The organism is Streptomyces sp. NPDC050617 (genome assembly GCF_040654795.1).
Lineage (GTDB): Bacteria > Actinomycetota > Actinomycetes > Streptomycetales > Streptomycetaceae > Streptomyces.
Window position 1 is genome coordinate 173,515 of record NZ_JBFAIS010000016.1, and the last position, 14,143, is coordinate 187,657.

The window sequence follows — 14,143 nt, forward strand, 5'->3', positions numbered from 1 at the left end:
AGCGGATGAAACGGCCGGAGCGCAGGACGCGGGCGGACGAGCACGAGGTGCGGTCGCCGCGCGGCCGTGCGGCGACCGAGGCCATGGGCCGCGCCCGTGCCCCGCTGGCCTCCCGGAGCGGCGCCCTGCACCCCGGCGCCTGGTGGCTGTGGGCGCTCGGGCTCGCCACGGCCGCCTCCCGTACGACCAATCCGCTGCTGCTGTGCCTGCTGGTCGGCGTCGCGGGGTATGTGGTGGCGGCGCGGCGCACGGACGCGCCGTGGGCGCGGTCGTACGGGGCGTTCCTCAAGCTGGGGCTGCTGGTGCTGGGCATCCGGCTGGTGTTCGCCGTCGTGCTGGGGTCCCCGATCCCCGGTACGCACACGATCGTCACCCTGCCCGAGGTGCCGCTGCCCGACTGGGCGCGCGGGGTGCGGATCGGCGGCCGGGTGACGGCGGAGGGGCTGGTGTTCGCGCTGTACGACGGGCTCAAGCTCGCGACCCTCCTGATCTGCGTCGGCGCGGCGAACGCGCTGGCGAACCCGGCGCGGCTGCTGAAGTCCCTGCCGGGCGCGCTGTACGAGGCGGGCGTCGCGATCGTCGTCGCCATGACGTTCGCGCCGAACCTCGTCGCCGACGTGGCGCGACTGCGCGCCGCCCGCCGGCTGCGCGGCCGCCCCGACCGCGGCGCGAAGGCGCTGCTCCAGGTCGGGCTGCCGGTGCTGGAGGGCGCGCTGGAGCGCTCGGTGGCCCTGGCGGCGGCGATGGACGCGCGCGGCTACGGCCGTACCGCCCAGGTCCCGCCCGCCGTGCGGCACACCACCACCTGCCTGACGCTGGGCGGGCTGCTCGGCGTGTGCGCCGGTACGTACGGGCTGCTCGCCGAGGAGGGCGCCGGATACGGGCTGCCGGTGCTGCTGGCCGGGCTCGTCGCCGCGATGGGCGGCCTGTGGCTGGGCGGGCGGCGCTCGGTGCGCAGCCGCTACCGCCCCGACCGGTGGGGCGCGCGGGCCTGGCTGGTGTCGGGTTCGGGCATCGCCGTGGCGGGCCTGATGATCTGGGCCGGTTCGTACGCCGCGCAGCCGCTGCACCCCCCGGCCGTGCCGCTGACCGCGCCCGGCCTGCCGCTGTGGCCCGCGGCCTCTGTGCTGCTGGGGCTGCTGCCCGCCGTCGCCGCTCCGGCGCCGGTCCGCGGTACGCGACCGCCCGGCCGGCGCGGCGCACCGTCCGCTCCGCACCCCCCGGGCGGCGAGCCCGGCCCGTACCCGAAGGAGGCCGGACAGTGAGCGCAGCGATCCGCTTCGAGCAGGTGTCGGTCACGTACGACAACGCGACCGCGCCCGCGATCCAGGGCGTGGACCTGGCCGTGCCCGAGGGGGAGCTGGCGCTGCTGGTCGGGCCGTCCGGAGTCGGCAAATCGACCATGCTGGGCGCGGTGAGCGGCCTCGTACCGCACTTCACCGGCGGCACCCTGCACGGCCGCGTCACCGTCGCGGGCCGCGACACCCGCACCCACAAGCCGCGCGAGCTCGCCGACGCCGTCGGCACCGTCGGCCAGGACCCGCTCTCCCACTTCGTCACCGACACCGTCGAGGACGAGCTGGCCTACGGCATGGAGTCGCTGGGCCTGGCCCCCGACGTGATGCGCCGCCGCGTCGAGGAGACCCTCGACCTGCTCGGCCTCGCCGAGCTGCGCGACCGGCCCATCACCACCCTCTCCGGCGGCCAGCAGCAGCGCGTCGCCATCGGCTCGGTGCTCACCACCCACCCCAAGGTGCTCGTGCTCGACGAGCCGACGTCCGCGCTCGACCCGGCCGCCGCCGAGGAGGTCCTCGCGGTCCTCCAGCGGCTCGTCCACGACCTCGGCACCACGATCCTGCTGGCCGAGCACCGGCTGGAGCGGGTCGTGCAGTACGCGGACCAGGTGATCCTGCTCCCCTCCCCCGGCGCACCGCCCGTCGTCGGCGACCCGGCCGCGGTCATGGCGCGCTCGCCGGTCCGCCCGCCCGTGGTCGACCTCGGCCGCCTCGCGGACTGGTCGCCGCTGCCGCTGTCCGTACGGGACGCCCGCCGCAAGGCCGGGCCGCTGCGCGAGCGGCTGTCCGGCCTCACCCCGCCCGCGCCCCCGGCCGGCGCCGCGGGCCGCCGGGCCAGTGACGATGGGGCGGCGCGCCGCCCGCGCCTGTTCCGCAAGGCGGTCGAGGAGAAGACGGCCGACGCGCCGCCCGCCGCCGTCGCCGGGCTCTCGGTGCGCCGCGGCCGCGTCGAAGCGCTCAGCGGCGTCGAACTGACCGTACGGGCGGGCGAGGCCGTCGCGCTGATGGGCCGCAACGGCGCGGGCAAGTCCACGCTGCTGCGCACCCTCGTCGGCATGCACGAACCGGCGGGCGGCGCCGCGCGCGTCGGCGGGCACGTACCGCACCGCACCGGCCCGCGGGAGCTGCTGCGCCGCGTCGGGCTCGTACCGCAGGAGCCCCGCGACCTGCTGTACGCGGACACCGTGCGCGCCGAGTGCGAGGCCGCCGACCACGACGCGGGCGCGGCCCCCGGCGCCTGCCGGGCGCTGGTCGGCGAGCTGCTCCCGGACGTACCGGACTCCACGCACCCGCGCGACCTGTCCGAGGGCCAGCGGCTCGCGCTCGCGCTGGCGATCGTGCTGACGGCCCGGCCGCCGCTGATCCTCCTGGACGAGCCGACGCGCGGCCTCGACTACGCGGCCAAGGCCCGCCTCGTGGAGATCCTGCGGGCCCTGGCGGCGGACGGCCACGCGATCGTGCTGGCCACCCATGACGTGGAGCTGGCCGCCGAGCTGGCCCACCGGGTGGTGATCCTCGCCGACGGGGAGATCGTCGCGGACGGGCCGACGGCCGAGGTCGTCGTCTCGTCCCCCGCCTTCGCCCCGCAGGTCTCGAAGGTCCTCGCGCCGCTGCCGTGGCTGACGGTCCCGCAGGTGCGCGCCGTACTGGAGCCGACCGCGTGAACGCGTTCCGGGCCTTCGGGGCGACCGAGGCGGCCGACCGGCAGGCGAGGGCGATCCGGCTCGGCCCCCGCTCCGTGGCGGCCCTCGTCCTGATCTCCGCGATCGGCGTGGCCGCCTTCGGCTGGCCGCTGCTCGCCGACTCCGCCTCCGGCCTCGCGCACTCCAGGGACGCGCCGTGGCTGTTCGCCGCGCTGCTCCCGCTGCTGCTGGCGGTCGTCGTGGCGACGATCGCCGACACCGGACTGGACGCCAAGGCCATCGCGATGCTCGGCGTCCTGGCGGCGGCGGGCGCGGCGCTGCGCCCGCTGGGCGCGGGCACGGCCGGCATCGAGCCGATGTTCTTCCTGATGGTGCTGTCCGGCCGGGTGCTCGGCCCCGGCTTCGGCTTCGTGCTGGGCGCGGTGTCGATGTTCGCGTCGGCGCTGCTGACGGGCGGCGTGGGGCCGTGGATGCCGTTCCAGATGCTGTCGATGGGGTGGGTGTCGATGGGCGCGGGGCTGCTGCCGGGCCCGGACCGGCTGCGCGGGCGCCGCGAGACGGCGATGCTCGCGGCGTACGGGGCCGTCGCCTCGCTCCTCTACGGCACGGTCATGAACCTTCAGGGCTGGCCCTACATCGGCGGGCTCACCTCGGGCGTCTCCTTCGTGCCGGGCGACCCGCTCCCCGACAACCTGGCCCGCTTCATCGCGTACTGCCTCGCCACGTCCCTGGGCTGGGACCTGCCCCGCGCGATCGTCACGATCACCCTGACGCTCGCGCTGGGCCCGACGGTGCTGAAGGCGCTGCGCAGGGCGACGCGAAGGGCGGCCTTCGACGCACCGGCGGAGTTCACCGCCCCGCACTGACCGACCACACCGGCCCCATAGGGGCGCGGGGAACTGCGCGACCAGCCACGACGCACCCGCAGCCGACGGCGTTGCGCGCCCTCGCCCCCGCCTCGGAGCGTCAGCTCCAATGCCGCAGCACGGCCGCGATGGTCCGCACCGTGCGCGCCGGATTGCGCAGCTCCCGCGCCAGCTCGGCGACGGCGGCCCGGCCGGGGACCCGTACGGGCCCCGACTCGCTGAGGTACCGCACGGCGCAAGCGGCGGCGACCGTCGTGTTGGCACGCTCCAGCCAGTCCAGGCTGAGCGCGTGCGCGAGCGCGGCGGCGCGCTCGAAGGCGCTGTCGTACACGGGGCGGCCCAGCAGCCCGGCCCGGTGCCGCTCGACGGCGGCGATGCCCACGCCGAAGTCGGCGGGCGCCCGCCCGTACCCGTACGCGCCGGCGTCCTCGGCGGTCTCCAGCACCCAGGCCAGATCGACGTCGGGCCCGGCGGTGGCCCTGCCGCCGCCTTGGGCGCGGGCGGGCGCGCCCGTGTCCCCGTTCGTACGGCCGTCTCCCCGGGCCGGCCGGTCACCCGGAGACAGCACGCCGCGCCTCGCCGTCCGCCCGTGCCGCCTCGGCCTCGATGAACTCCCCCCACTCCGCGATGAAGCGCCCGGCGGCCCGGCGCGACGCGGCGCGCTTGGTGTCGGTGTCGGCGTTGATCAGCCGCTCGATGTACTCGTTGAGACTGATGCGCTGGTCCGTCGCCGCGTGCCGGGCCGCCTCGGCGGCCTCCGGCGACAGCCGGACGTTGAACTGCGTCTTCGTGGTCCCCATGCGGGGAAGCTAGCCGGGCCTAGCGGCGGCCCACCAGCCTTGGCCAGTACCTGTCACACACAGCGACGGCCGGCTGCCGCGCGGGGCAGGCCGCCGGCGAGCCGACCGGACCGAGGGGTCAGCCGATGGGAAAGACCAGCTCCGGCCGGTCCCAGAGCACGGCGGGCGGGTTGGCGGGGATCATGCCGACCCGCCGCGCGCCCACGCTCCGGTAGAAGCCCTCGGCGGGCGGGTGCGAGACGACGCGGACGCCGTCCAGCCCGGCGGCGCGCGCCTCGGCGGTCATGTGCCCGACGAGGAGCCGGCCGATGCCGCGCCCCTGGGCCGCGTCGGAGACGAACATCAGGTCCAGTTCCGGCGGCTCGACGATCAGCGCGTAGAAGCCGAGCACGGCGCCCGTGCCCCCGTGGCCCGGATCGTCGGCGGCCAGGAAGACGCGATGGGACTCGATGTAGTCGGGCCCCACCGTGTATCCGGCGACCATGGCCGCGTACTGGCCCTGGTACGCGCGGGAGTTCCGTACGAGCCCGGTGAGCCGCTTCGCGTCCTCGGCGGTGGCGCGGCGCACGACGGCCCCGGCCGCCGCCCGTCCCGCACCCCTGCCGGTAATAACTGAAGACATGCGACGAGTATTACGCACCTGTGCCGCGCAGCCGCCGGAATGTGAGGCCACGCACAGGGACCTTCGTCACCTACGACCGTGCCTCGTACTGTCGCGCCCGGCGTCGCGATCTTCGAAAAATCGGCCCTCACCTGCGGAGATACGGGTCCCCGACCACCCCGGGACCTTCCGCCCGGCATGCGAGGTCAACTAGTAAGAGGGGGCATTGCGGACATATCTCTTCGGAGGCACTGTCGGTGGAGTCGCCGGAACGCAGGACGGTCCGGCACCGCACATCGCACTTCCCACCTGCCCCCGACGGAAGGCATCTCCCCGTGACGTCCCGCACCATCAGCCGCATCGCCCCCCGCACCAAGACCGCCGCCGCTGCCGCCACCGTGGCGCTCGGCGCCGCCGGCGTCGTCTTCGCCTCCGTCCCGGCACACGCCGCGGCGCCCGCCGCCCCCAAGGCCGCCGCCACGAGCAGCCCCCAGGCCGCCGCGCACAAGCTGATCCCGGACGCCGCGCAGTACCAGTGCTTCAGCAACATCGTCGAGCACGAGAGCGGCTGGAACCCCACCGCGGCCAACGCCAGCGGCGCCTACGGCCTCGTGCAGGCCCTGCCCGCCTCGAAGATGGCCTCGGCCGGCGCCGACTACAAGACCAACCCGGAGACCCAGATCAAGTGGGGCCTGGAGTACATGAACTCCACGTACGGCAGCCCGTGCGCCGCCTGGTCCTTCTGGCAGTCCCACAACTGGTACTGAGCCATACGGTCCGGATGATCCGGCACCGCCCCCGAGAGGGCCGACGTCGCTGACGTCGGCCCTCTCGGCCGTGCGGAGGACGCCGGCGTCACAGCCGCTGGATGATCGTCCCCGTGGCCAGCGCGCCGCCCGCGCACATCGTGATCAGCGCGAACTCCTTGTCCCTGCGCTCCAGTTCATGCAGCGCGGTGGTGATCAGCCGGGCCCCGGTCGCGCCGACCGGGTGGCCCAGCGCGATCGCGCCGCCGTTCACGTTCACCTTGGCCATGTCCTGCTCGAAGACGCGCCCCCAGGACAACACCACTGACGCGAACGCCTCGTTGATCTCCACGAGGTCGATGTCCTTGAGCGCCATCCCGGCCTTGCCGAGCACCGCGCGCGTCGCGTCGATGGGCCCGTCGAGGTGGAAGTGCGGGTCGGAGCCGACGAGCGCCTGCGCGACGATACGGGCGCGGGGCCGCAGCCGCAGCGCCCGCGCCATCCGCTTGGACGCCCACATCACGGCGCACGCGCCGTCCGAGATCTGCGAGGAGTTGCCGGCCGTGTGCACGGCGGTCGGCATGACGGGCTTGAGGCCGCCGAGCGCCTCCATGCTCGTATCGCGCAGCCCCTCGTCGCGGTCGACCAGCCGCCACATGCCCTGCCCGGCCGTCTGCTCCTCCTCGGTGGTGGGCACCTGGACCGCGAAGGTCTCGCGCTTGAACCGCTCCTCGGCCCAGGCCGCGGCGGCGCGCCGCTGCGAGGCGAGGCCGAGCCCGTCGACGTCCTCGCGGGTCAGCCCGCGCCGCTGGGCGATCCGCTCGGCGGCCTGGAACTGGTTGGGGAGGTCCACGTTCCACTCGTCCGGCCAGGGCTTGCCCGGCCCGTGCTTGGAGCCGCTGCCCAGCGGCACCCGCGACATGGCCTCGACGCCGCAGCCGATGCCGATGTCGATGACACCGCCCGCGATCATGTTGGCGACCATGTGGTTGGCCTGCTGGGACGAGCCGCACTGGCAGTCCACGGTGGTGGCGGCGGTCTCGTACGGCAGTCCCATGGCGAGCCAGGCGTTGCGCGCCGGGTTCATCGACTGCTCGCCGGCGTGCGTGACCGTGCCGCCGACGATCTGCTCGACGCAGTCCGGCTGGATGCCCGTACGGGCCAGGAGTTCGCGGTACGTCTCGCCCAGCAGATAGGCGGGGTGGAGGTTGGCGAGCGCGCCCCCGCGCTTGCCGATGGGGGTGCGTACGGCTTCGACGATGACGGGTTCCGCGGCCATGACTCGTCCTCTCCTCGCGTCCGCAGGGCGTCCCGGCGCCCACGGCAGAACTAGTACCCGTTCTAGTTCTGCACGCAGTCTCACGACTGCCGGGCCCGGTACGCAAGGGTCGTGCACGCACCGCGTCCGCTCCGGGTACGCAACAGATGACGCCGCGACCCTTGCGACCTATAGAACTCGTTACTACCTTCAGGCCAACTTCTGATGGGCCGTCAGACCTGGAGTGGCCGATGTCCTGCCCCGTACACCCCGAAGGACTGCCCGACGGACTCCCCCACGGACTCCCCGAAGGCTTCGACTTCACCGACCCCGACCTGTACCACCAGCGGGTGCCGCTCCCGGAGTTCGCGCGGCTGCGGGAGACCTCCCCGGTCTGGTGGAACGCCCAGCCGCGCGGCATCGCGGGCTTCGACGACGAGGGGTACTGGGTCGTCACCCGCCACGCCGACGTCAAGGAGGTCTCCACCAAGCCGGAGACCTACTCGGCCGGCCTCAACACCTCGATCATCCGCTTCAACGAGCACATCCAGCGCGAACAGATCGACGTCCAGAAACTCATCATGCTCAACATGGACCCGCCCGAACACACCCGGGTCCGCCAGATCGTGCAGCGCGGCTTCACGCCGCGCGCCATCCGGGCGCTCGAAGACGCCCTGCGCGACCGGGCCGCCGCGATCGTGACCGAGGCGAAGGAGAGCGGGCGCGGCGACTTCGTCACCGACATCGCCTGCGAACTGCCGCTCCAGGCCATCGCCGAGCTGATCGGCGTGCCGCAGGAGGAACGGGCCAGGATCTTCGACTGGTCGAACAAGATGATCGCGTACGACGACCCGGAGCTGGCCATCACGGAAGAGGTCGGCGCCAACGCGGCCATGGAGCTCATCTCGTACGCGATGAACCTCTCCGCCGCGCGCAAGGAGTGTCCGGCCGAGGACATCGTCAGCCGGCTCGTGGCGGCCGAGGACGAGGGCAACCTCGGCTCGGACGAGTTCGGCTTCTTCGTGCTGCTGCTGGCCGTGGCGGGCAACGAGACGACGCGCAACGCCATTTCGCACGGCATGCACGCGTTCCTCACCCACCCCGACCAGTGGGAGCTGTACAAGCGGGAGCGCCCGGCGACGGCGGCCGAGGAGATCGTGCGGTGGGCGACCCCGGTCGTCTCCTTCCAGCGCACGGCCACCCACGACACGGAGCTGGGCGGGGCCCGGATCAAGAAGGGCCAGCGCGTGGGCATCTTCTACGCCTCCGCCAACAACGACCCCGAGGTCTTCGTCCACCCGGAGCTCTTCGACATCGCCCGCGACCCCAACCCCCACCTCGGCTTCGGCGGCGGCGGCCCGCACTTCTGCCTGGGCAAGTCCCTGGCCGTCCTCGAAATCAACCTCATCTTCAACGCCATCGCCGACACCCTCCCCGACATCCGCCTGACGGGAGCGCCGAGGCGGCTGAGGTCGGCGTGGCTGAACGGAATCAAGGAGATGGGGGTGGCCTACGCGTAGGGAGCGGCCTACGCGCAGGGGTTCCGGGCGCGGCGGGCGAGGGGGCGGGACGGCGCCCCAACTCCCCTCCCCCCTCGGCTCAATTCGGCACGTTCCCGAACCTTGCCAGTGGTCATTGGCGGACTTACTCTCGGGTATACCGCACGGTTGGCATGACCCCTACACGTTGTTCGGCAGCTCAACCGCATGGTCGTGCCGCCGCTCCCCCCACGTGATCCGACAGCGCTACGCGACGTTCATCGAAGGGGCAATACGACATGAAAGACGCACACGGCAGACAGGTGACGGGCCGGGTCAGGTGGCGGAGGTTCGCCGTGCTGTCCGTGCCCGGACTCGCGGTGACGGCGGCGCTCGCCATCGCCCTCGCCAATGGGGCACTGGCGGCGTCGTTCGCCGTGTCGGGACAGCAGTTCAAGGTCTCGGCCTCCAGCCTCAAGGGCGACGGCTTCGCCCAGTACGGCAGCATCGACACCAACGCCCGCGGCGATCTGCTGCCGGTGGCCGTGACCGCCATCAAGAAGGCCGAGCTGCACAATCTCTGCCAGTCGGTCGTCACCCACCTGCCCGTCATCGGGGACATCTCCCTGAAGCTCTCCGCCGGCGGCGGCGGCAAGCCCGTCCAGGCCGAGAACCTGTTCGTCGACGCGACCCAGCTCTCGGGCAACGCCGCGTTCCACAACATCGAGATCGGCCGCGACGCCTCGACGCTCGACAAGGGCCCGGACAACGCGCAGGGCCTCCAGGACCTGTTCGCCCAGCAGGCCGACGACGTCAACATCACCGACCTGCACCAGACGGCGTGGGCCACCAACGCCGCGACGTTCAAGCTCACCGGCCTGAGCATGAACGTGTCCAAGGGCAAGAAGGAATGCTTCTGATCCGGGGCCGGTGGCGGCAGTGGCGCCGGGGCCGTCCCTTCTGGGGCGGGCTGGCCGCCGTCGTCGCGGGCGCCGAGATCTGCGCCATCCCGCTCGCGCCGCTGAAGGTCATGCTCCATCAGGGCATCGCCGGCATCCCGTCCGTCCTCATGGGCGCGGTCATGATCCTGATGGGGCTCGCCGCCTGGTTCGCCCCGCAGTACCGGTCGCTGGCCGGGATCGTCACGGTCATGGTCGCCGCCGCCGCGCTGGTCATGTCCAACCTCGGCGGCTTCCTCATCGGGACGCTCATGGGCATCGTCGGCGGCGGCCTGATCTTCGCCTGGCAGCCGCTCCCGAGTACGGACGCGGCGCCGGGCACACCACCGGACGGCCCGCGGGACGCCTCGCCCCCGGGAACGGCGCCGCCCGGCGACACCCGGCCCATGGACGTACCGCCCGCCACCGACACCGGTCCCGCCCGTCTCCGCAAGCACTGACCCTCATCCCTCGTTCCTCATCCCTCATCCCTCATCCCGCAAGGAGATCCGATGAGACCCCAGCCCTTACGCGCCCGCGCCCTGCTGGCCCCGGCCGCCGGGCTCGCCTGCGCCGCCGCGTTCACCCTCGGCGGCACCGCAGGCGCCGCGGCCCCCGTATCGGCGCCCGCCTCCGCCCCCGGCATCGCTCCGGCGTCGACCACCGTCACCCCGGCCGGTCATCACTTCTCCGCCAACCTGACCGGCAAGGCCACCTTCAAGGCCGGCGCCGTGACGGTGACCTGTACGGTCTCCAGTTCCGCGGCCGGCTCCGGCGACAACAACAAGGTTCCGGCGGCCCCCGGCAACACCAACCCCTCGGGCCCGGTCTCGAACCCCATCAACGCCCCCAGCTTCAGCTCCTGCACCGCCAGCCTCCCCGGAGTGACCGCCTCCGTCACCACCAGCGGCAACTGGGGCGTCGCCATGCAGAACGGCTCCCCGACCACCGCGAGCCTGACGATCCCCACCGGCGGCTTCGTCCTCCAGACCAACGGGCTGGCCTCCTGCACCGTGACCGCCGCGCCGAGCGCCGCGGCGAACATCGCCGGCACCTGGGCCAACGGCGCGCCGTCGAAGCTCGGGTTCTCGAACGCGTCCGTACCGGTCCACGTCGTCGGCGGCTTCGGCTGCCCGACCAGCTCCACGACCTCGACGTTCAACGCCACCTACAACGTCACGGACACGACCGACCCCGCGTCGCAGATCACCGTCACCGGCTGAGCACCGGCCGGGCCCCGACCGAGCACCGGCTGAGCACCGGCCGCCCGACCCTCCCGCCCCGCCCGCCCCGGCTTCAGGATTCGAGTCGCGGAGCCACCCACCCCACCCCATGATGGTGGGACGCGACGATCCGAGTCGGGGCGAGCGGGAGGCTGTGCCATGTTCGCAAGTCTGGGCCGCTTCGTGGTCCGCCGACCGTGGTGGGTGATCCTCGCCTGGGTCATCGCCGCCGCGGCGGTCATATCCCTCGCCCCCAAGCTCACCTCCAGCAGCGACGAGGCGAGCTTTCTGCCCGGCGACTACGAGGCGATCAGGGCGTCGGACGTCCAGGAGAAGGACTTCCCGCAGCAGCGGAACATCGGCGCGATCATCGTCTTCCAGCGCTCCGACGGCGCCCGGCTGACCGCGCGGGACAGCGCGTCCGTGGCGAAGATCGCCACCGCGCTGAACAAGGAGAAGATCAAGGGCATCGACGCCGTCGCCCCCGGCTCGACCTCCCCCAACAAGCGTGTGCAGACCGCCGCGGTCGCGATGCCCAAGGTGACCGACCCCGCCGACAAGAGCCCGCAGGACGCCGTCAAGAAGCTGCGCGAGGATCTGAAGCCGGACCTGCGCGGTACGGGCCTCAAGGCGGGCGTCACCGGCTCCGCCGCGCAGGCGCTGGACGAGAGCGAATCCTCCGAGCGCGCCGGGATGCTGGTGGCCGCGGGCACGGTGGTGATCATCGTCTTGCTGCTGCTGGTCATCTTCCGCAGCCCGATCATCGCGCTGCTGCCCGTCGTCCTCATCGGCCTCATCTCGCCGATGGCCACCGGACTGATCGCCTCCGCCAACGAGGCGTTCGACATGAAGGCGGACAGCTCCATCCAGGAGCTGCTGACCGTCGTCCTCTTCGGCGTCGGCACCGACTACATCCTCTTCCTGCTGTTCCGGTACCGGGAGGCGCTGCGCGCCGGCGAGGACTCCAAGAGCGGCATGGTGCACGCCGTGGAGCGGGTCGGCGAGGCCATCGCCTCGGCGGCCGGCGCGGTGATCGTCGCCTTCGCCGCGCTCGCGCTGTCCACCCTCGGCATGCTCAAGTCGATGGGCCCCGCGCTCGCCATCGCGGTGTTCGTGACGCTGCTGGCCGGGCTCACGCTCGTACCGGCCGTAGTGTCCCTGCTGGGCACCCGCGTGTTCTGGCCGTCGAAGGCGTGGCGGCACGAGCCGAAGGGCGCCGTCTTCACCCGGCTCGGCACGTCGATCGCCCGCCGCCCCGCCGTGTGGGCGCTGATATCCGCCCTGGTCATGGGCGGTCTGGCGGTCGGCGCGCTCGGCTACCGGGCCAACTTCGACCTCGCCGGGTCCTCGCTGCCCAAGACCAAGGAGTCGATGGTGGCGATGCGGGACATGCAGAAGGGCTTCCCGGCCGGCACGGTCGACCCGACCTCCGTCTATCTCTCCTCGGACGACGACCGCCCGCTGAGCGCGGCGCGGGCCGCCTCGTTCCGTACGGACCTGGGCAAGGTCGAGGGCGTCGGCTCGGTCTCCGCGCCGAAGCTCAGCCCGGACCGCTCCACGGCCTCGTACTCCGTCGTCCTGTCCGACCCGCCCGCCTCCGACGAGGCCCTGTCGACGGTCAAGGACCGGCTGCGGCCGGCCGCGCACGACGGCGCCCCGCGGGGCACGAAGGCGCTCGTCGGCGGCATCACCGCCGTCTACGTCGACATCAACAAGGCCGTGGACCGCGACTATTCGGTGGTCTTCCCGGTCGCCGCGCTGTGCATCATGGTGATCCTGGGGCTGCTGCTACGCAGCCTCGTCGCGCCCTGGTATCTGATGCTGTCCGTCGCCCTCGGCTTCGGCGCGACGCTCGGCGCGACCTCGATCCTCTTCCAGCAGATCGGCAGCCAACCAGGGCTGATGTTCATGCTGCCGGTGATCATGTACCTCTTCGTCGTCGCGCTCGGCACCGACTACAACATCCTGATGGTCTCCCGGCTGCGCGAGGAGGCCCGCGAGGGCCGCGACCCGCGCGACGCGGCGGGCACCGCCATCCGCCACTCCGGGCCGACGATCGCCGCGGCGGGCGTGATCCTCGCGGGCACCTTCGCGACGCTGATGCTCGCGGGCAACTCCACGCTCTCCCAGATGGGGTTCGCGCTGTCCTTCGGCATCGTGGTGTCGGCGTTCGTCATGGCCATGGTCTTCACGCCGAGCCTGACGGCGCTGATCGGGCACGCGGCGTGGTGGCCGGGGCACGGCGACGAGAAACGGGAACCCGCCGCGCCGACCGCGTCGCCTCCCCCGTCGTCCCCGTCGTCCCCGTCGTCCCCGGCGGACTGAGCCCCGAGGCCGGGAAGCGGCGCCGCTCTGCCGATCACACCCGCGCCTCGCGTACGGTCGCGCCCATGAATGAAAACGTGGACCTCTCCACGCTCAGCTCCCAACACTCCGGCACGCCGCGCCTGTTGGGACACCTCGCCCGCCCCGAGGGGGCCGGCCCCTGGCCCGGCGTCGTGGTGATCTTCGAGGCGATGGGCGCGGACGCGGTGAACCTGCGGCTCAACGAGCGGATGGCGGCGGCGGGTTACCTGGCGCTGATGCCCGATCTCTATACGGGCCGCAAGGCGATCCGCTGCATGGTGCCGACGATGCGGCAGCTGGCACAGGGCCACGGCCCCGCGTTCGCGGACATCGAGGCGTCGCGGCAGTGGCTGCTCGCCGAGCCCTCGTGCACGGGCAAGGTCGGCGTCATCGGGTTCTGCATGGGCGGCGGCTTCGCGCTGGTACTCGCCGGGCAGGGCCGGTTCGACGCGGCGGCCGCCAACTACGGCCAGCTGCCGAAGGAGTTGGACAAGGCCATGGAGGGCGCGTGCCCGGTCGTCGCGAGCTACGGCGGGCGCGACAAGCCGTTCCGGGCCAACGCGGCCAAGCTGGAGTCGGCGCTCCAGCGCGCCGGCGTCGCGCACGACGTGAAGCTCTACCCCAAGGCGGGGCACAGCTTCCTGAGCGACGCCGAGAACGTACCGCGCGCGCTGGCCCCGGTCATGCGGCGCATCACCGGCTTCGGCCCGGAGCCGGAGTCGGCGGCCGACGCCTGGCAGCGGATCGAGGCGTTTTTCGGGGAGCATCTGACGGAGAAGTGAGCGGGGGGCGGGGGCGGGCTCGTGGGGCCGGCGCGGACCGGCCCCACGAGTCCCCCGCCCCCCCCCCCGCCCCCCCCCCGCAGGCCATCGCGTTTCGTTACTCTTACCCCCCCGCCCCCACCCGTTCCGGAAAACTGTCGGGGGCGGTAACCGCGCCCGGATACGGC

General features: G+C 73.1%; 14 protein-coding genes. 10 read left to right on the forward strand and 4 right to left on the reverse strand.

Features of this window, described 5'->3' with window-relative positions; genetic code table 11:
- Nucleotides 1–83: 83 nt before the first annotated feature.
- From AB0I49_RS22240 to AB0I49_RS22250, 3 genes are read left to right on the forward strand one after another with little or no spacing between them, the layout of a single operon-like run.
- A complete protein-coding gene (locus AB0I49_RS22240; RefSeq protein WP_363228778.1) occupies nt 84–1,265 on the forward strand; it encodes a CbiQ family ECF transporter T component in 1,182 nt (393 codons plus the stop codon).
- Nucleotides 1,262–2,959 (forward strand): ATP-binding cassette domain-containing protein, encoded by a 1,698-nt coding sequence (locus tag AB0I49_RS22245; protein ID WP_363228760.1) that lies wholly within the window; start codon nt 1,262–1,264, stop codon nt 2,957–2,959. The genes AB0I49_RS22240 and AB0I49_RS22245 overlap by 4 nt, the downstream gene beginning before the upstream one ends.
- Nucleotides 2,956–3,804, forward strand: a complete 849-nt coding sequence (locus AB0I49_RS22250) for an ECF transporter S component (protein ID WP_363228761.1) — start codon at nt 2,956–2,958, stop codon at nt 3,802–3,804. The genes AB0I49_RS22245 and AB0I49_RS22250 overlap by 4 nt, the downstream gene beginning before the upstream one ends.
- 100 nt (nt 3,805–3,904) lie before the next feature.
- On the opposite strand, the gene AB0I49_RS22255 is transcribed toward AB0I49_RS22250, so the two are convergent.
- The 3 genes from AB0I49_RS22255 to AB0I49_RS22265 form a co-directional block, all read right to left on the reverse strand.
- Nucleotides 3,905–4,372: a fic family toxin-antitoxin system, toxin component gene (locus AB0I49_RS22255; RefSeq protein ID WP_363228762.1), complete on the reverse strand. Its 468-nt coding sequence runs from the start codon at nt 4,370–4,372 to the stop codon at nt 3,905–3,907.
- Entirely contained in the window at nt 4,356–4,604 is a 249-nt protein-coding gene (locus tag AB0I49_RS22260; RefSeq protein WP_363228763.1) for a toxin-antitoxin system HicB family antitoxin, read from the reverse strand. The genes AB0I49_RS22255 and AB0I49_RS22260 overlap by 17 nt, the downstream gene beginning before the upstream one ends.
- A 118-nt stretch (nt 4,605–4,722) precedes the next feature.
- The gene (locus AB0I49_RS22265) at nt 4,723–5,226 is read right to left on the reverse strand and encodes a GNAT family N-acetyltransferase (RefSeq protein ID WP_363228764.1); all 504 of its coding nucleotides are present in this window, start codon (nt 5,224–5,226) and stop codon (nt 4,723–4,725) included.
- 338 nt (nt 5,227–5,564) lie between these two features.
- Here AB0I49_RS22265 and AB0I49_RS22270 point away from each other — a divergent pair, with 338 nt between their 5' ends.
- Nucleotides 5,565–5,972 (forward strand): transglycosylase SLT domain-containing protein, encoded by a 408-nt coding sequence (locus AB0I49_RS22270; RefSeq protein WP_363228779.1) that lies wholly within the window; start codon nt 5,565–5,567, stop codon nt 5,970–5,972.
- A gap of 88 nt (nt 5,973–6,060) precedes the next feature.
- Here AB0I49_RS22270 and AB0I49_RS22275 read toward each other — a convergent pair whose 3' ends face one another.
- On the reverse strand, nt 6,061–7,230 hold the full coding sequence (locus AB0I49_RS22275) for a steroid 3-ketoacyl-CoA thiolase (protein ID WP_363228765.1): 1,170 nt from the start codon (nt 7,228–7,230) through the stop codon (nt 6,061–6,063).
- 230 nt (nt 7,231–7,460) lie between these two features.
- On the opposite strand from AB0I49_RS22275, the gene AB0I49_RS22280 reads away from it, so the two are divergent.
- The 6 genes from AB0I49_RS22280 (at nt 7,461) to AB0I49_RS22305 (ending at nt 13,976) form a co-directional block, all read left to right on the forward strand.
- Entirely contained in the window at nt 7,461–8,729 is a 1,269-nt protein-coding gene (locus AB0I49_RS22280) for a cytochrome P450 (protein WP_363228766.1), read from the forward strand.
- Nucleotides 8,730–8,986: 257 nt separating this feature from the next.
- On the forward strand, nt 8,987–9,607 hold the full coding sequence (locus tag AB0I49_RS22285; RefSeq protein ID WP_363228767.1) for a DUF6230 family protein: 621 nt from the start codon (nt 8,987–8,989) through the stop codon (nt 9,605–9,607).
- Nucleotides 9,598–10,086 (forward strand): DUF6114 domain-containing protein, encoded by a 489-nt coding sequence (locus AB0I49_RS22290; RefSeq protein WP_363228768.1) that lies wholly within the window; start codon nt 9,598–9,600, stop codon nt 10,084–10,086. Before AB0I49_RS22285 ends, AB0I49_RS22290 begins: the two co-directional genes overlap by 10 nt.
- Before the next feature lie 51 nt (nt 10,087–10,137).
- Nucleotides 10,138–10,848 carry a hypothetical protein gene (locus AB0I49_RS22295; RefSeq protein WP_363228769.1) on the forward strand — a complete coding sequence of 237 codons (711 nt, stop codon included), beginning with the start codon at nt 10,138–10,140 and terminating at the stop codon, nt 10,846–10,848.
- A 159-nt stretch (nt 10,849–11,007) separates the two neighbouring features.
- Nucleotides 11,008–13,173 carry an MMPL family transporter gene (locus tag AB0I49_RS22300; RefSeq protein WP_363228770.1) on the forward strand — a complete coding sequence of 722 codons (2,166 nt, stop codon included), beginning with the start codon at nt 11,008–11,010 and terminating at the stop codon, nt 13,171–13,173.
- Between the two features lie 65 nt (nt 13,174–13,238).
- Nucleotides 13,239–13,976, forward strand: coding sequence for a dienelactone hydrolase family protein (locus AB0I49_RS22305; RefSeq protein WP_363228771.1), 738 nt, complete (start codon nt 13,239–13,241; stop codon nt 13,974–13,976).
- The last annotated feature ends 167 nt before the right edge of the window (nt 13,977–14,143 follow it).